Here is a 20,149-nt window from a genome sequence, read left to right on the forward strand (position 1 = left end):
GCCATGCGTCAGCGCCCTCGGCTCCTCCTGGTCTCCGCTCTTGCCCTCGCGACCCTCTCCGTGCCGCTCGGCCCGGCCGTCCCACCCGGCAGCGCCGAGGTGACGACGACGGCGACAGCTGCGCCACGCCTGCTCGGCGTCACCACCATCGCGTCGGGACTGCGCTACGCCGGGACGACCGTGGGGGGCCTGTCGGGCATCGACCGCGATCCCCGCACCGGCGCCTACTACCTGATCTCCGACGACCGCTCCGAGGTCGGACCGGCGCGGTTCTACTCGGCGACCATCGACCTCTCGGCAGGTGCCCCCGACGTGCGGCTGACCGGCGCCAGCGTCCTGCTGCGGGACGACGGTGCCGCCTACCCGTCGCTGAGCGCCTGGACGGCCTCGGGCTGCCAGCAGGGCGCGCCCGTGTGCGACCGCCGGGCCACGGTCGATCCGGAGGACGTCCGCGTCGATCCACGCTCGGGCGACCTGTGGTGGAGCCAGGAGGGCGACCGGCAGACCGGGACGCCGCGGTTCCTCTCCGACCCGTCGATCCGGCGGGCGCTCCCGGACGGGACCTTCGCCGGCCAGCTCCGCCTGCCCGAGGCGCTGCACGTCGCCGCCGGCCCGTACGGCCCGCGGGCCAACCTCGGCCTGGAGGCCTTCACCTTCGCCGACTGCGGCCGCGAGGTGACCTCGGTCCTCGAGGGCCCGCTGCTGCAGGACGGTCCCGAGCCGACGGCGACGAACGGCGCTCTCGTGCGCCTGTCCGTCCAGAACCGCGGAGGAGCGCTGCAGGCGCAGTACGCCTACCCGCTCGACCCGGTCGGCGGAGCACCCGGTGCGAACGGTGTCGCGGCGGTGCTCGCCGATCCCGCGCGGCCGGGCCGCTACCTGGTGCTGGAACGCACCGTGGTGGTCGGGCAGGGGACCCGGATCCGGATCTACGGAGTCGACCTCCCGGCCCCGGGCAGCGCCGGATCCGGAGCCGCCACCGACGTCGCGGGGGTCGAGTCGCTGGCGAGCGGGCTGCCTGTCCGGCCCCTGTCCAAGGAGCTGCTGCTCGACCTCGCCGACCTCGGCGTCCAGCCGGGCATCGTCGAGGGGATCACCTGGGGACCGGCTCTTCCGACCGGCGAGCGAAGCCTGGTGATGGTCGCCGACGACAACTTCGCCGCGCGTGCGATCCCCGGCGTCGCTCAGGTCAGCCAGGTCCATCGCCGTCGCCGTCGCCGGGGGTCCGGCGGTCGCGCAGGGCGGGTGCTGAGCGGCCTCAGACGTAGCGCTCGAGGATGGTTGACTCTGCGAGCCGGCTGAGTCCCTCGCGGACGCTGCGGGCACGCAGCTCGCCCACCCCCTCGACGGCCTGCAGGTCGTCGATGCCGGCGGACAGCAGCTTCTGCAGCGTGCCGAAGTGGTCGACCAGGCCCTCGATGACGTTGGCGGGCAGCCGCGGCACCTTGGTGAGCAGGCGGTAGCCGCGCGGGGCGACCGCGCCGTCGAGGTGCTCGCCGGTGCCGATGCCGAGGACCTTCGCCACCGCCGACGGGTCGACGAGGTCGGTCGAGGACAGCTGCTCGAGCTTGCCGAGGAGGTCGCCCGGCTCGCGGCTGCGTCGCCGGGTCGGCGCGTAGTCGCGGATCACCAGCTCGCGCTCGGTGTCGACGCCGGTCACCAGCTCCTCGAGCTGCAGGGCCAGCAGGCGTCCGTCGGTGCCGAGCTCGAGCACGTAGTCCTCGATCTCGCGGGCGATCCGGCTGACCATCTCCAGGCGCTGGGCCACGACCGCGACGTCGCGCACCGTCACCAGGTCCTCGATCTCCAGCGCGGACAGCGTGCTGGAGACCTCGTCGAGGCGCAGCTTGTAGCGCTCCAGGGTCGCGAGCGCCTGGTTGGCGCGGGACAGGATCTGGCCGGAGTCCTCCAGGACGTGGCGGGTCTCCCCGACGTAGGCCGCGATGATCTGCATCGACTGCGACACGGAGATCACCGGGTGCCCGGTCTGCTTGGCGACCCGGTCGGCCGTCCGGTGGCGGGTGCCGGTCTCCTCCGAGGGGATGCTCTGGTCGGGCATCAGGTGCACCGCGGCACGGATGATCCGGTTCACGGCGCCGTCGACGATGATCGCGCCGTCCATCTTGGCCAGCTCGCGCAGGCCCGTGGCGGTGAACGGGACGTCGAGCTCGAAGCCACCCGTGCACAGGCTGTCGACCAGTCGGTCCTGGCCGAGCACGATCAGCGCTCCGGTCCGGCCGCGGAGGATCCGCTCGAGACCGTCGCGCAACGGCGTGCCGGGGGCGATGGACGCGAGGGCCTCGCGGAGTCGGGGATCGGCCGACGTGACCACTGGTGCTCCCTGCTGATGTGCTGCTCGGACAGGTCTCACCCTATCCGCGCGGGGTGTCCCTCATGCCTGGATATTCGTCAGGCGGTGTCCTCGGATGTGAGTGTCGGCGCCGAGTCCGCGTCTATTCGACCACCTCCAGCGCGTGCTTGGTTCGCCGGTCGAGGTGCAGCGCGACCAGGGCGGAGGCGACGTCGGGGACCTCGATCACCCGCATGCCGTCGACCTTGCGCTCCCGGCCGCCGCTGCGGCGGGCGCCCTGGGCGGTGCCGGGGTCGGCGGGGACGACGGCCATGGCGAAGCCGAGCCGGGCGGCCTCGGCGAGCCGCTGCGGCAGGTCGCGGACCCGGCGCAGCTCGCCGGAGAGGCCGATCTCGCCGAGAGCCACGACGCCGGCGGGCGGAGCGCTGACGAAGTGGGCGGAGGCGATCGCGACCGCCAGGGCGAGATCGGCACCGGGGTCGCTGAGCCGGGCGCCGCCGACCGTCGAGGCGAACACGTCGTGCTGGTGGAGCCGGATGCCGCAGTGCTGCTGCAGCACGGCGAGGATCATCGCCAGCCGGGAGCTGTCGATGCCGGAGGTGGTCCGTCGCGGTCGCTCGGCGGGGGAGAGGGTCACCAGACCCTGCACCTCGGCCAGCAGGGGGCGGCGACCTTCCATCGAGACGGCGACGCAGGTGCCGGGGACCCGTCCGTGGTGCCGCTCGACGAAGATGCCGGTGGGGTCCTCGACGGTGCGGATCCCGTCGGGGCCGAGGTCGAAGCAGCCGACCTCGTCGACAGGACCGAACCGGTTCTTGACCGCGCGGAGCATCCGGAACCGGGAGTTGCGGTCGCCCTCGAAGTGGAGCACGACGTCGACGAGGTGCTCCAGCACGCGCGGGCCGGCGATGGCGCCGTCCTTGGTGACGTGGCCGATCATCACCACGGTGATGTCGCGGCTCTTGGCCATCCGCACCAGCGCCTGCGCGACCTCCTTGACCTGGGTCACGCCACCGGGCACGCCGTCGACGCCCGAGGCGCTGATCGTCTGCACCGAGTCGATGACGACGGTGCTCGGCCGCACCTGCTCGATGTGGGTGAGGACCGCGCCCAGGTCCGTCTCGGCAGCGAGGTAGAGCTGGTCGTGGATGCCGCCGGTGCGGTCGGCGCGCAGCCGGACCTGGGCGGCCGACTCCTCGCCGGTCACGTAGAGCGTGCGCTGCCGGCCGGCGGCGGTGCGCGCGGCCACCTCGAGCAGCAGGGTCGACTTGCCGACGCCGGGCTCGCCGGCCAGCAGCACCGCGGCGCCGGGCACCAACCCGCCGCCGAGGACCCGGTCGAGCTCGGGCACGCCCGAGCGGTGGTGGACGGCCCGCTCGGCCGACACCTGGCCGATGGGGACGGCGGCACTCGTGACCGGGGCGGCCGCCGTGCGGCTGGAGGGACCGGCGCTCGCGACCGCGACCTCGGACACCGAGCCCCAGGCCTGGCACTCGCCGCACCGGCCCACCCAGCGTGCCGTGGACCAGCCGCACTCGCTGCAGCGATAGGTCGAACGTGTTTTCGAACCAGCCATGGCACGACAGTAGAGCAGACCGCCGACGGAACGGTCCTGGCACGCGGCGGCTGTGGAGAACGACGTGGAAGAATCGCGAGGTGGACACTCCTCGCCCGCCGGCCACCCTCGCCGACGTCGCCGAGCGGGCCGGCGTCTCCCGGCAGACGGTGTCCAACGCGATCAACAACCCCGACCTGCTCCGGCCCGACACCCTGGCGCGGGTGCAGGACGCCATCGAGCACCTCGACTACACGCCCAACCAGGCCGCCCGCCACCTGCGCACCCGTTCCTCGCACCTGGTCGGCCTGCGGCTGGGACCGGCGCAGGAGTTCACCGCCAACATGGCGATGGACCGGTTCGTGCACGCGTTGGTGGAGGCCTCGCGCGAGGCCGGCTACCACGTGCTGCTCTTCTCCGGCGGCCGCGTCGCGGAGGGCGAGCTGCCCGACCCTCTCGGTGGGTACGACGACCTGCTGCGCTCCACCGCGGTCGACGCGTTCGTCGTCACCGACACCTATCTCGGCAACCCGCAGACCATCGGTCTCGCCCAGCGCCGCGCGCCGTTCGTGGCCTTCGGGCGGCCCTGGGACGACCCGGGCGCGGCCCACCCGTGGGTCGACGTCGACGGCGCGGCCGGCATCGCCGCGGCCACCGAGCACCTGCGCGCGCAGGGCCACGAGCGGATCGCGTGGCTGGGCTGGCAGCCGGGCTCGCGCATCGGTGAGGACCGGCGGGCCGGCTGGCACCGCGCCATGACCGCGCTCGGTCTGCCGACCGCCGGCCTGGAGGCAGCCGTCGAGGACGGCGTCCTGGCCGGAGGACGTGCGGCCGCGTCACTGCTCGGGTCGAGTGCGCCGACGGCGTTCGTCTGCGCTTCCGACACGCTCGCGGTCGGCGTCCTGGGCGCATTGTCCGACCGCGGCCTCAAGCCCGGGCGCGACGTCGGCGTCGTCGGCTTCGACGACTCGCAGGTCGCCCAGGTGATGGGCCTGACCTCGGTCCGTCAGCCGCTCGAGGAGGTGGCGGTCCACCTGGTCGCCGCGCTCCGCGCCCTGCTCGCGCCCGGTCATGGGGCCGAGAGCGGCGTGCTGCTCCAGCCGACGCTGGAGGTCAGAAGCTCTTCGACCAGAGGTTGACCGCGTAGTCGACCTCGAGCCCCTGGTGCTCGCTGAGCACCTGGTCGGCGACCTCCCGGCTGAGCTCGATGCGCACGACGGCCTCCAGGTCCGCACGCGACGCGAACCGCCATCCCATGTCCACCCGGTCCAGCGTCCAGCCCCGCAGGCTCCAGAACCGCTCGGTCTCCTCGGGCGGGTCGAGGTGCGGGTAGCCGCGGCGGAACCAGCTCCCGAAGGTCGAGCGGGAGCCGTCGTTGTCGATGACGAGGGCGACCCCGCCCCGTCGTACGACGCGGTCGAGCTCGACCAGGCCGGGCTCGCAGCCGCGGCCGAAGAAGTAGGCCCAGCGCGCGTGCACGACGTCGACCGACGCGTCGGGGAGCGGGACCTGCTGCGCCGTGCCCTGCCGGACCTCGGCGTTGGCGACCTGACGCGTGCGCAGCCGGCGGGCCGCCAGCCGGGCGAGCCCGGCGTGCGGCTCGACGCCGACCACGTGCGCCGCCGTCGCCGCGAACGCCGGCAGGTGGAAGCCGGAGCCGCAGCCGAGGTCGAGCACGGTGCGGCCGCCCCAGTCGGCACGCGCCTGCATCGCTGCCCAGAGCCGGCCGTCGGGATCGGCGGCGCGGTTCTCGAGCTCGTACGTCGCGGTGTGGTGCCAGATGTTGGGGCTGGGCACGGTGCCGGGCGGCTGCTTCACGGCGAGGTGCTGCGGGATCGCCGCGGGTCGGGTGATGGTGCGCTGCGAGGCGCCCGAAGGGCGCCCGACCTGCGAGCGGAGCGAGCCAATCAGATGCGGACGATGCCGTTGGGCGTGAGCACCTGGGCGGCGAGGATGCCGGGCGTGCCGTGCGGGGCGACCCACTCGACCTTGACGTCCTCCAGCGGCGCCTCGACGGTCTCGCCGAGCCACTCGCTGACCCGCTGCGGGTCACCGGCGATCTCGATGCCCGCGAGGGACACGGTGCCGTCGGCGCCGGTCGAGGGGTGGAGGTCGGCGGGGACGTCCCACTGCAGGAAGAACGGCAGCTGCGGGTCGGCGATGAGGCCGTTGATGCCGATCTGCTTCCAGCGCAGCTCGGTGCCGTCGGGGCGGTGCCGCGAGCCGGGGACGGCCGAACGGCCGAGGCGCTCCTCGACGATGGTGATGTCGGGCACCGCGACGGCCCAGCCGAGCCAGCCGCCGCCGAGGGCGGAGCGGGCCTTGACGGCCTGACCGAAGGGCGCCTTGTCGGACGCCGGGTGGTCCAGCGCCTCGACGACCTCGAGGTAGGTGCGGTCGGTCAGCGGGAGGATCATGTTGCGCGTGCCGAAGCGGGGGTGGACGCCACCGTCGACGAACTCACGCCCGATCGCCGCACCCAGGCGGGCTGCCGTGCTCGCGAGTCCGTCGGGGCCGGCCGCGTAGGAGAGATGATCCAGGCGCATGCCAGACATTCTGAGCATGTCCTGAGAGGTCCGACGAATCGGGGTCCCTGTCTCTTGACGTCGAGACTGCTGGGTGAGGGCTCAGCGAGGGTCTGCCGGGTGCAGTGCGAGGGCCGATCGTGAGCGCAGGTGGGCCTCGCAGTGCCGCACCAGCTCGTCGTAGGCGTCCTGCCCCATCAGCGCCACGAGCTCGGCCGCGTTGGTGACGTAGACCGGCTCGACGCCGACGTGGGCCTCGGTGTTGCCGGAGCAGTACCAGTCCAGGTCGTGCCCGCCGGCGCCCCAGCCGCGGCGGTCGTACTCGGTGATGGTGACCTCGACGTACGACGTCCCGTCCATCCGCTCGACCTCGCGGAACGTACGCCGGATGGGCAGCTGCCAGCACACGTCCGGCTTGGTCTCCAGCGGGTTGAGCCCGAGCTCGAGCGCGAGGCCGTGCAGCGCGCAGCCGGCGCCGGCGCCGAAGCCGGGGCGGTTGGAGAAGACGCACGAACGCTGGCCGTCGACCTCGTGCATGCGGGTCTTCCGCTCGCCGTCCTCGTCCTTCTCGACCCAGTCCTTGCGCTTGACCGGGCGGCCCGGGTGGGACTGCCAGTGCGCCGGGGTCAGCTGGTCGACGTACGCCGCGACCCGCTTCTCGTCGGCCTTGTCGGCGAAGTGCGCGCCGAGGGTGCAGCAGCCGACGTCGGGGGAGTCGGCGTAGATGCCGGCGCAGCCGCTGCCGAAGATGCAGGTGAAGGACGACGTGAGCCAGGTGAGGTCGCACTTGAGGACCTCGGACTCGTCGGCCGGATTGGTGAACTCCACCCACGCACGGGGGAAGTCGAGCGGGACCTCGGGCACTCACCCCACAGTAGTGGTCGCGTGGTCGCGGGCGAGCCCGCGGCTAGTACCGTGGACACATGCGTCTGGGTGTGCTCGACATCGGCTCGAACACCGGCCACCTGCTGGTGGTCGACGCCCACGGAGGTGCGGCGCCGCTGCCGGCGTACTCCTACAAGGAGCCGCTGCGGCTGGCCGAGCACCTCGACGACAACGGCGACGTGTCGCCGACCGGCATCGCCGCGCTGACCGCGTTCACCGCGCAGGCGCTGGTGGTGGCCGAGGAGAAGGGCTGCGAGGAGATGCTGTCCTTCGCGACCTCCGCGGTCCGCGACGCCGGCAACTCCGAGCAGGTGCTGACCCACGTCGAGGCCGAGACCGGGGTGCGGATCGCCGTGCTGCCGGGCGAGGACGAGGCGCGGCTGACCTTCCTGGCCGTACGCCGCTGGTTCGGCTGGTCGGCCGGCCGCCTCGCGGTGTTCGACATCGGCGGCGGCTCGCTGGAGATCGCGGCCGGGTCCGACGAGCGGCCCGACGTCGCGTGGTCGCTGCCGCTGGGCGCGGCCCGGCTGGCCCGGTCCGAGTTCGCGGCCCAGCCCGACGAGGAGCAGCTGCGCCAGATCCGGCGCCGGATCCGGGCCGACATCGCCCGCGACGCCGGGCACCTCCTGCGCGCAGGTACGACGCACCGCGCGTCCGCGACCTCGAAGACCTTCCGCTCCCTGGCCCGGATCTGCGGCGCGGCGCCGTCCGCCGACGGCCCGCTGGTGCCGCGGACCCTGCCGCTCGCGGAGCTGCGCCAGTGGATCCCGAAGCTGGTCGCCATGACGCCCGAGGAGCTGGCTGCGCTGCCCGGCGTCTCCCCGAGCCGCACCCACCAGATCGTCCCCGGGGCGCTGGTTGCCGAGGCCTGCATGGACATCTTCGACCTGTCCGAGCTGGAGATCTGCCCGTGGGCCCTGCGCGAGGGTGTGATCCTCGAGCGGATCGACAAGCTCAGCGTCAACGACCCGTCATGAGTGCCCGGGCATGAACGACCCGGGCCGTCCCCGGATCGGGCTCTCCACGAGCTCGGTCTACCCGGAGTCGACGGCCCATGCGTTCGCCTACGCCGCGTCGGTCGGCTACGAGGCGGTCGAGGTGATGGTCGGCATCGACGCGCTGTCCCAGCAGGTCGACGCCGTGCGCCAGCTCTCCGAGCACCACGGGCTCCCGATCAGCGCGATCCACGCGCCCTGCCTGCTGTTCACGCAACGGGTCTGGGGCGTCGAGCCGTGGGGCAAGCTCGAGCGGTCCGCGGCCATGGCGAGGGAGGTCGGCGCCGAGGTCGTCGTCGTGCACCCGCCGTTCCGCTGGCAGAGGGAGTACGCGCGCGACTTCGTCAACGGCATCGCCGCGCTCGAGGAGTCCTCGGGCATCGCGTTCGCCGTGGAGAACATGTACCCGTGGCGGGCCTCGCGCCGTCGCCTCGAGATGTACCTGCCCGGCTGGGATCCCTCGGACGAGCCCTACGCCAACACGACGATCGACCTGTCCCACGCGGCGATCGCGCAGTCCGACCCGGTCGCGATGGCCGAACGGCTCGGTTCGCGGCTGCGGCACGTCCACCTGACCGACGGCACCGACTCCGCGAAGGACGAGCACCTCGTCCCGGGGCGCGGCGACATGGGGGCCGACGTCTTCCTGCGCCACCTCGCAGCGACCGGGTTCGCCGGTGAGGTGGTGCTCGAGATCAACACCCGGCGCTGCACGACGCGCGAGGAGCGGGAGGCCGACCTGCGCGAGTCGCTGGAGTTCGCGATCGAGCACCTGGGCGCCGTTCGGGCCGAGGGCGGCTCGTGACCGCCGCGACCCGCGGCCGGCGCCGTGGCAGCCCGGACACGCGCGCGGCCATCCTCGCTGCGGCCCGCGCCCGGTTCGCCGAGTCGGGCTTCGCCGGTACGACGATCCGCGGGGTCGCCGGCGACGCCGGCGTGGACCCGGCGCTGGTGCACCACTACTTCGGCTCGAAGGACGACCTGTTCGTGGCCGCCCTCGAGCTGCCGGTCGACCCGCGGGCCGTGCTCGCCGAGCAGGTCGTCGGCCCGGTCGAGGGCGCCGGCGAGCGGCTGCTGCGGGCGCTCATCGGCGTCTGGGACGACCCGGCGCTCCGGCCGGCGCTGCTCGCGATGGTGCGCCGGCTGATCGAGCCCGGCGGCGACGCGCTGTTCCGCGGCGGCTTCCTCCCCGTCGTGCTGGTGCCGCTGGGAGCGGCGCTCGGGGTCGACCGGCCCGAGCGGCGCATGCAGCTGGTCGCGAGCCAGGTGATCGGGGTGATCGTGCTGCGCTACGTCGTGCGTGCCGACGCGATCGTGGCGATGGACGTCGACACCCTGGTGGCGACGTACGCCCCCGTGCTCGACGGCTTCCTCGCCGGCCCCCTTCCCTGACCCTTGCGCGTGCCGACCGGGAGGCGCATTGTTCAACACATGATGAATTCCGTCGTCGAGGTCGCCGGGCTCCGTGTCGTGCGCGGCGGCACGACGGTGATCGACGGCCTCGACCTGGTCGTCGGCGCGGGGGTGACCGGCCTGCTCGGCCCGTCCGGTTGCGGGAAGTCCACGCTGCTGCGCTCGATCGTCGGGGTGCAGCGCGTCGCCGCCGGCTCGGTGACGGTGCTCGGCGAGCCGGCCGGCAGCGCGCCGCTGCGCGACCGCGTCGGCTACCAGACCCAGTCCTCCAGCGTGTACGACGACCTGACGGTCCTCGAGAACCTCCGGTTCTTCGCGCGGGTGCTGGGCCTGTCGCCCGCCGCGGCCGAGGACTCCCTGTCGGCGGTCGACCTGGGCGGTCGGCGCGATGCCGTCGTCGGCCGGCTCAGCGGCGGCCAGCGCTCCCGGGTCGGGCTGGCCGTGGCCCTGCTCGGCAACCCCAGGCTGCTGGTGCTCGACGAGCCGACCGTCGGCCTCGACCCCGTGCTGCGCCGCGACCTGTGGGCGCTGTTCCACCGCATCGCCGCGGCGGGTACGGCGGTCCTCGTGTCCAGCCACGTGATGGACGAGGCGGAGCGCTGCGACACACTGCTGCTGATGCGCGAGGGCCGGATCATCGCCCACGGCCCCCCGGCCGCGATCAAGGCGGCGCAGGGCGTCTCCGACATCGAGTCGGCGTTCCTGGCCCTCGTGGAGGGGAGGGAGACGGCATGACGCCCCGGGTGACCCTGGCGATCGCCGTACGCGTGCTGACCCAGCTGCGCCGCGACCACCGCACGTTGGCGATGCTGCTCGTGCTCCCGTGCCTGCTGCAGGTGCTGCTGTGGTGGATCTTCCAGGACCAGTCCTTCGTCTTCGACCGGATCGGGCCGGCCCTGCTCGCGATCTTCCCGTTCTTCGTGATGTTCCTCGTCACCAGCATCACCACGCTGCGCGAACGCTCCGGCGGCACCCTGGAGCGGCTGTTCACGATGCCGATGGGCCGCCTCGACTTCCTGGTCGGCTACGCGCTGGCCTTCGGTGCGATCGCCGCCGTGCAGGCCGCCCTCGCCGCGAGCGTCGCGATCGGGCTGCTCGACCTCGACCTGCGCGGCCCCGACGTGCTGCTCCTGCTCGTGGGTGTCGTCGACGCCGTCCTCGGCACGGCGCTCGGCCTGTTCGTCTCCGCCTTCGCCCGCACCGAGTTCCAGGCCGTGCAGTTCCTGCCGGCGATCGTGGTCCCGCAGATCCTGCTCTGCGGGCTGATCGTCCCGCGCGACCGCCTGCCCCAGGTGCTCGAGAAGGTCGCCGACGTGATGCCCCTGACCTGGGCGGTCGACGCGATGGAGCACCTCGCGACCACGACCCGCACCGGCGCGGTGTGGCGCGACGTCGGCATCGTCGTGGCGTTCGCCGTGGCGGCGCTCGCCCTCGGCGCGGCGACCCTCCGGCGTCGTACCGACTGATCGGCGTCACCGCAAGCCCCCGAAGGGCCGGTGGATGACCAGACACCCCCTACTTTTGGGGCATGCGACCGCTGCGGGACACCCTGACGCTGCTGTCCCGCAGCGCGCCGATGCGCCGGGTCCTGCGCCAGCTGGTGGCCGGTGAGCGGGTCGACGACGTGGTCCGGGCCGCCGCGGGGCTGGCCGCGCACGGGTTCCCGGTCGGCATCGACCTGCTGGCGGCGCCGGCGCGGACCGAGGCGGAGGCGTTCGCTGCCGTGGCGGCGTACCGGACCCTCCTCGACCGGCTCGCCGATGCCGGCCTGGCCGCCGGCACCGACGTGGCCGTCCGGCCGGAGGTGCTCGGCGAGCCGCTGCTCGGCGGCGCCCGCAAGGTCTGCCGCACCGCGGCCCGGGTCGGCGCCACCGTGACCGTGGAGCAGCCCGCGTCGGGCGATGTCGACGCGACCCTCGCCCTGGTCGCTGCGCTGCGAGCCGAGTTCCCCGACGTCGGGGTGGCCCTGCGTGCGGGAGAGCCCCGGACGGAGGACGACTGCCGGGCGCTGAGCGCCACCGGCAGCCGGGTGCGGCTCGAGCGCGGCGGCGCGACCGACGTGGCCGAGGTCGACAAGTCCTACGTGCGCTGCCTCAAGGTGCTGCTCGCAGGCGACGGCTACCCGATGATCGCCACCCACGACCCCCGGCTGGTCGAGATCGCGGCCGCCCTCGCGAGCAGGTACGGTCGCGCCCCCTCGACGTACGAGATCCAGATGCGCGACGGCATCCGGGTGCCCGAGCAGCGGCGACTGGCAGCGAGGGGCGAGCAGGTACGGGTCCGCCTGGCCTACGGCGCCGCGTGGCACGGCTACCTGGTGGGACGAGTGGCGGAGCGTCCCGCCGACCTGAGACTCTTCCTCACGTCGTTGGTCTCCAGAAGGTGAGTGAGCAGGGCGTGGGCGAGAAGCGGACCGCAGTCATCGGTGCCGGTGTGATGGGGGAGACCCTCCTGTCCGGCCTGATCCGGGCCGGCCGGAGCGCTGAGGCGCTCGTGGTCGTCGAGAAGCGGACCGAGCGCGCTGCCGAGCTCGCCGGGAGGTACGGCGTCCGCGTCGTCAACGACGTCACCGAGGCCGCGGTGGCCGAGACCGTCCTGCTCGTCGTCAAGCCGCAGGACATGGCCGACGTGCTCACCGAGCTCGGCCCGGCGCTGCGGCCCGGCCAGCTCCTGGTCTCCCTCGCCGCCGGCATCACCACCGGCTTCGTGGAGGCCCGTGTGCCCGACGGCGTCGCCGTCGTCCGGGTCATGCCCAACACGCCCGCCCTCGTCGACCAGGGCATGGCGGCGATCTCGCCCGGCACGCACTGCGACGAGAGCCACCTCGCCGAGGCCGAGGAGCTGATGGCGTCGGTCGGCCGCGTGGTGCGGGTGCCCGAGAAGCAGCAGGACGCCGTCACGGCGATCAGCGGCTCCGGTCCGGCCTACGTCTTCTTCGTGGTCGAGTCGATGATCGAGGCCGGCGTCCACCTCGGCCTGCCGCGCACCATCGCCCAGGAGCTCGTCATCCAGACCCTGGTCGGCTCGGCGACCATGCTGCGCGAGACCGGGGAGCACCCGGCGGTGCTGCGCGAGCAGGTCACCTCGCCCGGCGGTACGACGGCGGCGGCCCTGCGCGAGCTCGAGGTGCACCGCGTGCGTGCCGCCTTCCTCGCCGCCCTCGAGGCCGCCCGGGACCGCTCGCGCGAGCTCGGCTCCTGAGCGGTCCGGGTCAGGCCACCTCCGCCAGGCTGCGCACCGTCCGCACCCGCATGCCCGACCGCCGGGCGTCGTGGCGGCCGTGACGGTCGAGCAGGCGCGCCTGCAGCCCGGCCCGCTGCGCGCCGACGACGTCGTGGCGCAGGGAGTCGCCGACCATCAGCGTCGCGGCGGGATCGGCTCCGAGTGACGCGCACGCGGTCAGGTAGGACCGCGGGTCGGGCTTCGCGGCCGGGAGCGCGGAGGACGCGAACACCGGGACGTCGGAGCGGAGCAGGCCGGTGCGGCGCAGCTTCTCGGTCTGGATCGGGAGCTCGCCGTTGGTGAGGATGCCGACCGGCAGCCCCGCCGCGCGGGCCCGCGAGATCGCCGCAGCCGCGTCGTCGAAGGCCCGCCACGCGGCCCGGTAGCAGCCGAGGAAGCCCGCGTAGACGTCGTCGGCGAGGGTGTCGTCGGCCAGGTCCCAGCCCGGCAGGAAGTCGCGGATCCGCGCCCGTCGGTGCTCGAGGTAGCTGACCTCGCCCCGCTGGGCGCGCTCGTAGTGGCGCGCCTCGAGCACGAACCAGCGCTCCACGTGGGTCTCGAGCTCGGCCGGCGAGTCCGCGAGGCCGAGCCCGGACAGCCACGCCCGCACGCCGCGCTCGGAGGCGCCGCGGTGGTCCACCAGGGTGTCGTCCAGGTCGAGGAGCAGGGCCTGGAACGTCATGCGGAGCAGTCTGCCAGCGGCCACCGACACCGTTCGCGCCCCCTCACAACCCCATCGCCGTCCGCGCGGCTGCCAGCACCGGCGCGGTCACCTCGCGGCAGCGCTCGGCCCCGCTGCGGTAGGTCTCGCTCACGTGCACCGGGTCCGCGGCCAGCTCCCGGTACCTCGCCTGCAGCGGCGCCAGCTCGGCGACGACAGCGTCGGTGACGGCTGCCTTGAGCGCGCCGTAGGTCGTGATCCCCTCCGGCGACCCGCCACAGGCGGTGAGGATCTCGAGCAGGTTCGTGACGCCCGGCTTGGTCTCGCGATCGGACCGGACCGCTGCCGGCCCGGTGTCGGAGTCGGTGACGGCGCGGGCGACCTTGCGGCGTACGACGTCCGGCGGGTCGAGCAGCGCGATCGCCCCGGCGTCGGGTCCGGACTTGCTCATCTTGCTGGTCGGGTCGGCCAGGTCCATCACCCGTGCACCGGCCGTGGGCACGGTGATCTCGGGGACCGTGAACACCTCGCCGTAGGTGGTGTTGAAGCGCAGCGCGAGGTCGCGGGTGAGCTCCATGTGCTGGCGCTGGTCGTCGCCGACCGGCACGTGGGTCGGCCGGTAGAGCAGGATGTCGGCGGCCATCAGCACCGGGTAGGTGAGCAGCGAGGTCCGTACCGACTGCTGGCGGCGCGACTTCTCCTTGAACTGGATCATCCGGCCGAGCTCGCCCGTCGTGGCGACGCACTCGAGCAGGTAGGACAGCTCCGCGTGCGCCGGGACCTGGCTCTGCCGGAACAGGGTGCTGGCGTCGAGGCCGGCCGCCAGCAGCAGGGTCGACTGCTCGGTGATCGCGGCTCGCAGCACGTCGGGGGAGCGGGGCGTGGTCAGGGCGTGCAGGTCGGAGATGCCGTAGAAGCACTCGGCGCCGGCCTGGGCGGCCCGCATCGGTCGCAGCGCGCCGAGCAGGTTGCCGAGGGTCAGCCGACCGCTCGGGGTGAGCAGGGAGAGACGTCGAGACGGGGTGCTGGACATGGTGCTGGCTCCTGGGAGACGAGGCCCACGGGCGCCGGAACCGGTCCGGAGAAGCACGACGGCCGCCCGTGGGCGGCCGGTGGTGAAGGGTGTGTCGAGGAGGCGGCCGCCGTCAGGCGGGCCACCAGGAGAAGGTCATCGAGGTCGACACCCCACGATCATCGCACGCTCAGCCAGCGGCGCGCAGCGCGTCGAGGTCCGGCACCACCTCGCCCGGCGGCGTCAGCAGCCCGAGCATCGTGGCCGCGATCGCCCGCGCCCCCTGGTCGGCGGCCAGCTCACCGGCGTACACCGAGGTCGCAGCGGCATGGGTCACCGTGTGCATCGTCGTGACCAGCCAGGAGACGGGGAGGTCCGCGCGGAACCTGCCGGCGTCCCGGCCACGGCCGAGCAGCCGCTCGACGCGCTCGCGCGGCTCGTCGTGCGCCGCGGCCAGGTCGGCGGCCGGCAGGCTCTTCTCCGCGGCGACCACGAGGGCGCCGTAGCGCAGGGTCACCTGCCAGGTCGCCTCGATCAGCCGGACCAGCGCGGCCGCGGGATCCCCGGAGAGGTCGACGCCGCGCAGCGACACCTCCGAGTCCTGCATCGCCCGCGCGACCACCGCCGCCACGAGCACGCCCCGGTTCTCGAAGTGGCCGTAGAGGGTCACCCGGCCGACCCCCGCCGCCTTCGCGATGTCGTTGACGCTGGCGTCCGGGTCGCGGGCCAGGGTCGCGGTGGCCGCATCGAGGATGGCCTCCACGTTGCGGCGGGCGTCGGCTCGCTGCGGACGGTCGGTACGCGTGGTCACGACGCCATCATCGTCCGGTGGCACCCGGCGTACTCCTCCCACCGCCACGCCATCGCCGCCAGCATCAGCACGAACATCGCGACGTGACCGACCAGCATCAGGCCACCGGCGTCGAGCACGCCGGTCCAGTACAGGGGCAGGGCGACCGCGAACCCGGCGTACATGACGGCGCACATCTCGGCGACCGGGGCCCAGCGGTGGCCGCGCACGCGCATCCAGCCGGCCATCGGCAGCGCCATCGTGGTGGCCATGACGAGCGTCTCGACGCTCTCCGAGCGCAGCCACGAGGTGTCGCCGGCGGCGGTCGTCGTGAGCAGCCACAGCGGCCAGAGCACGGCCATGCCGATCAGCATGGCGGCGACCATCTCGCCGTAGTGGAGCGCGAACCTGCGGATCTGTCGGCTGGCCACCTGACACCTCCTGGAACGAAGTTGAACAACGATGTTCAAGATCGTAAGTCGAACACGCGTGTACGACAAGAGCCGCGGGACAACGTCCTCGTTCCAGGGGCGGTCAAGTCGACACGCCGGAGCGGGAAAGTTTCAATGGTGCATCTCTTCCCCACGAGTCACATCTGGCCCTATTCTCACGCCAGTGGCGTCCGGCGGATCACAGCTGGGGAAGGCGGTGACCTCGGACGCGGAAAGTTGGTGTGTCATGACTCCTTCGTCGCGCGAGCGCGCCGAGTCCCTGCCCGACCCGAAGTTCCTCACCATCGCCGAGGTCGCCTCGGTGATGCGGGTCTCCAAGATGACCGTCTACCGCCTGGTCCACGGCGGAGAGCTCCCGGCCGTCCGGGTGGGTCGCTCGTTCCGGGTCACCGAGGACGACGTCAACGAGTACCTGCGCAAGTCCTTCTACTCCGCCGGCTGAGGCCGATCCGGCACATGGCAGTCGCCGATGCAGGAATCGCCTCTTCAGAGGTGGTTCCTGCGCCGCCGTGCTCCTCGGTGGCGGTGCGATCTTCATCCCATCTCCTGCGCTGATTCACCGCGCTCACGAGGCTCCGGATAGGCTGACCCGGTGCTCCGGGGTCCCCGGGGCGTCGTACGTCACGCCGAGCGCGCCCGCGCCCGGCGCTCTGGAGAGGTTCCACGTGGGTTCTGTCATCAAGAAGCGCCGCAAGCGCATGGCGAAGAAGAAGCACCGCAAGCTGCTGAAGAAGACGCGCGTTCAGCGTCGCAAGCTCGGTAAGTGACCCGAGCAAGCCAGTAGCTTCCTGATTCTGAGGAGTCGGTGGAGATGGGCGCCGGACGCACGGTCCTGGTCACGGGGGTCTCGCGAGACCTCGGCCGAACCCTTGCGCGCACCCTGGCCACCGACCCCGGGATCGACCGGGTCGTCGGTGTCGACGTCGTCCCCCCGCGGGGCGACCTCGGCGACGTCACGTTCGTGCGCGCCGACATCCGCAACCCGGTCATCGCGAAGGTCATCGCCAAGGAGGACGTCGACACCGTCGTCCACATGAGCGTCATCGCGACCCCCGGCTCCGCCGGTGCCCGCGGCACCATGAAGGAGCTCAACGTCATCGGGACGATGCAGCTCCTCGCCGCCTGCCAGAAGGCGGAGGGGCTGCGCACCCTGGTCGTGAAGTCCTCGACGACGGCGTACGGCGCCAGCAGCCGCGACCCCGCCATGTTCACCGAGGACATGGAGCCGCGGCGGCCCGCGCGCACCGGGTACGCCAAGGACGTGGTCGAGGTCGAGCAGTACGTCCGCGGCTTCGCCCGTCGGCGTCCCGACGTCACGACCACGCTGCTGCGCTGCGCCAACGTCATCGGTCCGCGGGTCGTGAGCCCGCTGGCGTCCTATTTCCGGCTGCCGGTGATCCCGACCGTGCTCGGGTTCGACCCGCGCCTGCAGTTCCTGCACGAGACCGACCTCAACCGCGTCCTGCGCCACGCCGTGCGCGAGGACGTCGGCGGCACCTTCAACGTGGCCGGTGACGGCCTGCTCATGCTGTCGCAGGCACTGCGCCGCTCCGGGCGGCCCAACGTCGCCGTCCCGGGCATGGCCTTCGGCGGCCTCGGCTCGGTGCTGAAGTCGGTGCGCCGCGCCGACCTGTCGCCCGAGCTGGTCGCGTTCTTGACCTACGGCCGCGGTGTGGACACCACGCGGATGCGCAGCGAGCTCGGCTTCGAGCCGCACTACACGACGGCCTCGGCGTTCGCCGAGTTCGCCGCCTCGCTCCCGCCCGGCTCGCGCCGCACCGACCAGGTGCTCGGCGCGCTCGCCGAGCGCCTCCCTGCGGTCGACGACGACCGTCCCGCCCAGCTCACCCTCGCTGGAGGCACGGATGGCTGACGCCGAGATCATCCCGATCGGAACCCGCGGCCAGCCCGGCCGTGGCACCGGAAAGCGCCCGTCGGCCGCGGCCCGCGGGCTCGCGCCCAAGAGCGGTACGCCGCGCAAGGCGCCCGCGAAGAAGCCGGCCGCCAAGGCGCTGGCGAAGGACGCCCCGGTCGAGGAGCGGCCGCTCGTCGACGAGACCCCCGTGATCGATACGCCGTCGCTGCTCGACGCGCCGGCCGAGGTCCCTGCTGCGCCGCTGGTGGCGCCGGCCCGCACCGAGGAGCGTGGCACCAGCCCGCTCGCCGGCATCCCGGTCGGGGACTGGCTGGCGGGCTTCCAGCACGCCAGCAAGGAGCTGTTCGGCGACCAGTGGGAGCCCCAGCTGGCGCGCTTCCTGGCCTTCCTGCGGCGCCGGGTGACCGGCGACTACACCGTCGACGAGTACGGCTTCGACGCCGAGGTCACCGAGCGCTTCTTCATGGCCGCGCTGCGGCCGGTGGCGCAGAAGTGGTTCCGCATCGAGGTCCGCGGCGTCGAGAACATCCCGGCCGACGGTGGTGCACTGGTCGTGTCCAACCACTCGGGCACCGTCCCGGTCGACGGCCTGATGACGATGGTGTCGATCCACGACCACACCGGCCGCTTCCTGCGCCCGCTCGGCGCCGACCTGGTGTTCCGGCTGCCCGTGGTGGGCTCGGTGGCCCGCAAGGGCGGCGCCACCTTGGCGTGCAACGAGGACGCCGAGCGGATGCTGCGCGGCGGCGAGCTGGTCGGCGTGTGGCCCGAGGGCTTCAAGGGCATCGGCAAGCCGTTCTCCGAGCGCTACAAGCTCCAGCGGTTCGGCCGTGGCGGCTTCGTGTCCGCCGCGCTGCGCACCGGCGTGCCGATCGTGCCGCTGTCGGTGGTCGGCGCCGAGGAGATCTACCCGCTCGTCGGCAACATCCCGTCGCTGGCCCGCCTGCTCGGCGTGCCGTACATCCCGATCACGCCGTTCTTCCCGCTGCTCGGGCCGCTCGGCCTGGTGCCGCTGCCGTCGAAGTGGCTGCTCGAGTTCGGCGAGCCGATCCGCACCGACGAGTACGACGACGGCGCGGCCGAGGACCCGATGCTGGTGTTCAACGTGACCGACCAGGTCCGCGAGACCATCCAGCAGACGCTCTACAGCCTGCTCATGCAGCGGGAGTCCGTCTTCCGCTGACCCGTCGCACCGCGGCAGGGTTTCGAGACGCGTCGCTCGCTCGTCGCAGGCTCGAAGCGATGGAGCCGACGCTCCTCAGGCGTCGCGCAGGTGCGCGCTCACTTGCCGCCGAGCAGTCCGCCGACGATGCCGGTCAGGCCGTCGACCAGGCCGGGCACGAGACCGGGGTCGGTGGCGGTGCCGTCGGTCGTCTGGGAGCCGCCGTTGATGCCGAGGGTGTCGGTGAGGCCCTTGGTGACGCCCTCGACGGTCTCGCCCAGCGGCTTCTTCAGGTCCTTCGTCGGGTTCGGCACCGTCGGCAGGTCGACCGGCGGCAGCACCGGCGGGACGATCGGGGCGGTCGCGTCCGGCGTGGACGTCGCCTGCGGCGCCTGGTGCGGCTTCTTCGTCGGCAGCGGCGCCGCGTCGTCGACCGGGACCGTGACGTCGCCGGCGAGGACCGCGGCGAGTGGCAGGGCGGCGAAGTCGGGCAGCTCGGCGACAGCGCCGTCGGCGCAGCTCGGGCAGGCCTCCCACGCGGCGGCGTCGATCTGGCGGATCGTCTGGGTCGCGGTGATCAGCGGCGAGCGGCTGTCGGACGGGATGACCGGGGCGAGGCCGGCCAGCACGTCCATGCTCTCGCCGGCGAACGCGCGCAGGTCGGCGATCCGGTCGGACTTGCCGGTGGCCGCGTAGTCGTCGAGCGCGAACTCGGACGCCTGACGGGCCTGGTCGGTGAAGTCCTGCAGGGTCGCGTTGACCTCGTCGGCGCTGCGGTCGCGGGCGACCAGCGACTGGAGCTCGTCGAGGCGGGCCTCGGCGTGCGAGATGAGGGTGTCGGCCTTGGCGGCGCCGTCGGACTGGAGGTTGGTCTGGGCGTTCTCGAGGGCGCGCTTGACCGGGTAGAGCACGTCACCCGGCAGGGCGTCCTGCGAGGCCATCGCCATCGATCCGGTGGCGGAGACCACGGCGAAGCCACCGATGACCGCGGCCAGGCGGCGCTCGCGGGAGCCGCGGCGCTGGCGCGGGGTGAGGCGGACGGCCAGGGCCTCCTCGGCGCGAGCGGGCTCCCGCTCGGCGGCGGCGACCAGCTGGGTGCGCAGGGAGGACACGAACTCGGGGCGGGCGCTGACCGGCGGGACGGCGCGCAGCGCGGCGACCAGCTCGAGCAGCTCGGCGTGAGCCTCCGTGTCACCGGCGCGGCCGGAGACCAGAGCGTCGAACTCCTCGGCGCCGCGCGACCAGGCGTTCCCGCGCATCACAACGACCATCCTCGTGTCGGGAGGGTCC

23 protein-coding genes are annotated in these 20,149 nt (G+C 73.2%); 13 read left to right on the forward strand and 10 right to left on the reverse strand.

The genetic code is table 11. The features are described from left to right. Positions 1-3 precede the first annotated feature (3 nt). Positions 4-1,302 carry an esterase-like activity of phytase family protein gene (locus BJ958_RS22680; RefSeq protein WP_179729085.1) on the forward strand — a complete coding sequence of 433 codons (1,299 nt, stop codon included), beginning with the start codon at positions 4-6 and terminating at the stop codon, positions 1,300-1,302. Here the strand turns inward: BJ958_RS22680 and disA are convergent. Together disA and radA are read right to left on the reverse strand one after the other, a co-directional pair. After that, entirely contained in the window at positions 1,259-2,332 is a 1,074-nt protein-coding gene (gene disA / locus BJ958_RS22685) for a DNA integrity scanning diadenylate cyclase DisA (RefSeq protein WP_179729086.1), read from the reverse strand. The genes BJ958_RS22680 and disA overlap by 44 nt on opposite strands. A gap of 121 nt (positions 2,333-2,453) precedes the next feature. After that, positions 2,454-3,887 (reverse strand): DNA repair protein RadA, encoded by a 1,434-nt coding sequence (gene radA, locus BJ958_RS22690; protein WP_179729087.1) that lies wholly within the window; start codon positions 3,885-3,887, stop codon positions 2,454-2,456. A gap of 80 nt (positions 3,888-3,967) precedes the next feature. Between radA and BJ958_RS22695 the strand changes: the two genes are divergently transcribed. Continuing rightward, positions 3,968-5,005, forward strand: a complete 1,038-nt coding sequence (locus tag BJ958_RS22695; RefSeq protein WP_179729088.1) for a substrate-binding domain-containing protein — start codon at positions 3,968-3,970, stop codon at positions 5,003-5,005. On the opposite strand, the gene BJ958_RS22700 is transcribed toward BJ958_RS22695, so the two are convergent. The 3 genes from BJ958_RS22700 to BJ958_RS22710 form a co-directional block, all read right to left on the reverse strand. After that, entirely contained in the window at positions 4,980-5,684 is a 705-nt protein-coding gene (locus BJ958_RS22700; RefSeq protein WP_179729089.1) for a methyltransferase domain-containing protein, read from the reverse strand. The genes BJ958_RS22695 and BJ958_RS22700 overlap by 26 nt on opposite strands. Before the next feature lie 89 nt (positions 5,685-5,773). Beyond that, positions 5,774-6,412, reverse strand: a complete 639-nt coding sequence (locus BJ958_RS22705) for a VOC family protein (RefSeq protein WP_179729090.1) — start codon at positions 6,410-6,412, stop codon at positions 5,774-5,776. Positions 6,413-6,493: 81 nt separating this feature from the next. Continuing rightward, positions 6,494-7,255 (reverse strand): DUF3109 family protein, encoded by a 762-nt coding sequence (locus BJ958_RS22710; RefSeq protein ID WP_179729091.1) that lies wholly within the window; start codon positions 7,253-7,255, stop codon positions 6,494-6,496. Between the two features lie 59 nt (positions 7,256-7,314). Here BJ958_RS22710 and BJ958_RS22715 point away from each other — a divergent pair, with 59 nt between their 5' ends. From BJ958_RS22715 to proC, 7 genes are all read left to right on the forward strand, one after another. After that, the gene (locus BJ958_RS22715) at positions 7,315-8,253 is read left to right on the forward strand and encodes a Ppx/GppA family phosphatase (protein WP_179729092.1); all 939 of its coding nucleotides are present in this window, start codon (positions 7,315-7,317) and stop codon (positions 8,251-8,253) included. A gap of 10 nt (positions 8,254-8,263) precedes the next feature. Next, positions 8,264-9,076, forward strand: a complete 813-nt coding sequence (locus BJ958_RS22720; RefSeq protein WP_179729093.1) for a sugar phosphate isomerase/epimerase family protein — start codon at positions 8,264-8,266, stop codon at positions 9,074-9,076. Further along, the gene (locus BJ958_RS22725; protein ID WP_179729094.1) at positions 9,073-9,663 is read left to right on the forward strand and encodes a TetR/AcrR family transcriptional regulator; all 591 of its coding nucleotides are present in this window, start codon (positions 9,073-9,075) and stop codon (positions 9,661-9,663) included. Before BJ958_RS22720 ends, BJ958_RS22725 begins: the two co-directional genes overlap by 4 nt. A gap of 39 nt (positions 9,664-9,702) precedes the next feature. Further along, positions 9,703-10,419, forward strand: coding sequence for an ABC transporter ATP-binding protein (locus BJ958_RS22730; RefSeq protein ID WP_179729095.1), 717 nt, complete (start codon positions 9,703-9,705; stop codon positions 10,417-10,419). Next, on the forward strand, positions 10,416-11,150 hold the full coding sequence (locus tag BJ958_RS22735; RefSeq protein WP_179729096.1) for an ABC transporter permease: 735 nt from the start codon (positions 10,416-10,418) through the stop codon (positions 11,148-11,150). The genes BJ958_RS22730 and BJ958_RS22735 overlap by 4 nt, the downstream gene beginning before the upstream one ends. A 62-nt stretch (positions 11,151-11,212) precedes the next feature. Then, entirely contained in the window at positions 11,213-12,070 is an 858-nt protein-coding gene (locus tag BJ958_RS22740; RefSeq protein ID WP_179729097.1) for a proline dehydrogenase family protein, read from the forward strand. Then, entirely contained in the window at positions 12,067-12,885 is an 819-nt protein-coding gene (gene proC, locus BJ958_RS22745) for a pyrroline-5-carboxylate reductase (RefSeq protein WP_343052770.1), read from the forward strand. Before BJ958_RS22740 ends, proC begins: the two co-directional genes overlap by 4 nt. 10 nt (positions 12,886-12,895) lie before the next feature. On the opposite strand, the gene BJ958_RS22750 is transcribed toward proC, so the two are convergent. The 4 genes from BJ958_RS22750 to BJ958_RS29215 all read right to left on the reverse strand — a co-directional run bounded on the left by BJ958_RS22750 (position 12,896) and on the right by BJ958_RS29215 (position 15,800). Continuing rightward, a complete protein-coding gene (locus BJ958_RS22750; RefSeq protein ID WP_179729098.1) occupies positions 12,896-13,588 on the reverse strand; it encodes an HAD family hydrolase in 693 nt (230 codons plus the stop codon). A gap of 43 nt (positions 13,589-13,631) precedes the next feature. Continuing rightward, a complete protein-coding gene (gene trpS, locus BJ958_RS22755; RefSeq protein WP_179729099.1) occupies positions 13,632-14,600 on the reverse strand; it encodes a tryptophan--tRNA ligase in 969 nt (322 codons plus the stop codon). A 169-nt stretch (positions 14,601-14,769) separates the two neighbouring features. Further along, positions 14,770-15,390: a TetR family transcriptional regulator gene (locus BJ958_RS22760; RefSeq protein ID WP_179729100.1), complete on the reverse strand. Its 621-nt coding sequence runs from the start codon at positions 15,388-15,390 to the stop codon at positions 14,770-14,772. Beyond that, on the reverse strand, positions 15,387-15,800 hold the full coding sequence (locus tag BJ958_RS29215; protein WP_179729101.1) for a hypothetical protein: 414 nt from the start codon (positions 15,798-15,800) through the stop codon (positions 15,387-15,389). Before BJ958_RS29215 ends, BJ958_RS22760 begins: the two co-directional genes overlap by 4 nt. Positions 15,801-16,047: 247 nt before the next feature. Between BJ958_RS29215 and BJ958_RS22770 the strand changes: the two genes are divergently transcribed. The 4 genes from BJ958_RS22770 to BJ958_RS22785 all read left to right on the forward strand — a co-directional run bounded on the left by BJ958_RS22770 (position 16,048) and on the right by BJ958_RS22785 (position 18,880). Beyond that, on the forward strand, positions 16,048-16,263 hold the full coding sequence (locus BJ958_RS22770) for a helix-turn-helix domain-containing protein (RefSeq protein ID WP_179729102.1): 216 nt from the start codon (positions 16,048-16,050) through the stop codon (positions 16,261-16,263). Between the two features lie 223 nt (positions 16,264-16,486). After that, complete coding sequence (locus tag BJ958_RS22775; RefSeq protein ID WP_008356322.1) at positions 16,487-16,588, forward strand: 30S ribosomal protein bS22; 102 nt, start codon at positions 16,487-16,489, stop codon at positions 16,586-16,588. A 44-nt stretch (positions 16,589-16,632) separates the two neighbouring features. After that, positions 16,633-17,694: an NAD-dependent epimerase/dehydratase family protein gene (locus BJ958_RS22780; protein ID WP_179729103.1), complete on the forward strand. Its 1,062-nt coding sequence runs from the start codon at positions 16,633-16,635 to the stop codon at positions 17,692-17,694. Continuing rightward, complete coding sequence (locus BJ958_RS22785; RefSeq protein WP_179729104.1) at positions 17,687-18,880, forward strand: lysophospholipid acyltransferase family protein; 1,194 nt, start codon at positions 17,687-17,689, stop codon at positions 18,878-18,880. Before BJ958_RS22780 ends, BJ958_RS22785 begins: the two co-directional genes overlap by 8 nt. A 98-nt stretch (positions 18,881-18,978) precedes the next feature. On the opposite strand, the gene BJ958_RS22790 is transcribed toward BJ958_RS22785, so the two are convergent. Then, positions 18,979-20,118 carry a DUF5667 domain-containing protein gene (locus tag BJ958_RS22790; protein WP_179729105.1) on the reverse strand — a complete coding sequence of 380 codons (1,140 nt, stop codon included), beginning with the start codon at positions 20,116-20,118 and terminating at the stop codon, positions 18,979-18,981. Positions 20,119-20,149 lie beyond the last annotated feature (31 nt).

Origin of the sequence: Nocardioides kongjuensis, from assembly GCF_013409625.1 — a bacterium.
Taxonomy (GTDB): domain Bacteria; phylum Actinomycetota; class Actinomycetes; order Propionibacteriales; family Nocardioidaceae; genus Nocardioides; species Nocardioides kongjuensis.

Bases quoted from the DNA above. Each gene is read 5' to 3' on its own strand.
- BJ958_RS22785 (WP_179729104.1), top strand. From the start codon at position 17,687: ATGGCTGACGCCGAGATCATCCCGATCGGAACCCGCGGCCAGCCCGGC.
- radA (WP_179729087.1), bottom strand. From the start codon at position 3,887: ATGGCTGGTTCGAAAACACGTTCGACCTATCGCTGCAGCGAGTGCGGC.
- BJ958_RS22740 (WP_179729097.1), top strand. From the start codon at position 11,213: ATGCGACCGCTGCGGGACACCCTGACGCTGCTGTCCCGCAGCGCGCCG.
- BJ958_RS22735 (WP_179729096.1), top strand. From the start codon at position 10,416: ATGACGCCCCGGGTGACCCTGGCGATCGCCGTACGCGTGCTGACCCAG.
- BJ958_RS22750 (WP_179729098.1), bottom strand. From the start codon at position 13,588: ATGACGTTCCAGGCCCTGCTCCTCGACCTGGACGACACCCTGGTGGAC.
- BJ958_RS22780 (WP_179729103.1), top strand. From the start codon at position 16,633: ATGGGCGCCGGACGCACGGTCCTGGTCACGGGGGTCTCGCGAGACCTC.
- trpS (WP_179729099.1), bottom strand. From the start codon at position 14,600: ATGTCCAGCACCCCGTCTCGACGTCTCTCCCTGCTCACCCCGAGCGGT.
- BJ958_RS22790 (WP_179729105.1), bottom strand. From the start codon at position 20,118: ATGCGCGGGAACGCCTGGTCGCGCGGCGCCGAGGAGTTCGACGCTCTG.
- BJ958_RS22720 (WP_179729093.1), top strand. From the start codon at position 8,264: ATGAACGACCCGGGCCGTCCCCGGATCGGGCTCTCCACGAGCTCGGTC.
- BJ958_RS22680 (WP_179729085.1), top strand. From the start codon at position 4: ATGCGTCAGCGCCCTCGGCTCCTCCTGGTCTCCGCTCTTGCCCTCGCG.
- BJ958_RS22770 (WP_179729102.1), top strand. From the start codon at position 16,048: ATGACTCCTTCGTCGCGCGAGCGCGCCGAGTCCCTGCCCGACCCGAAG.
- BJ958_RS22705 (WP_179729090.1), bottom strand. From the start codon at position 6,412: ATGCGCCTGGATCATCTCTCCTACGCGGCCGGCCCCGACGGACTCGCG.
- BJ958_RS22730 (WP_179729095.1), top strand. From the start codon at position 9,703: ATGATGAATTCCGTCGTCGAGGTCGCCGGGCTCCGTGTCGTGCGCGGC.
- BJ958_RS22715 (WP_179729092.1), top strand. From the start codon at position 7,315: ATGCGTCTGGGTGTGCTCGACATCGGCTCGAACACCGGCCACCTGCTG.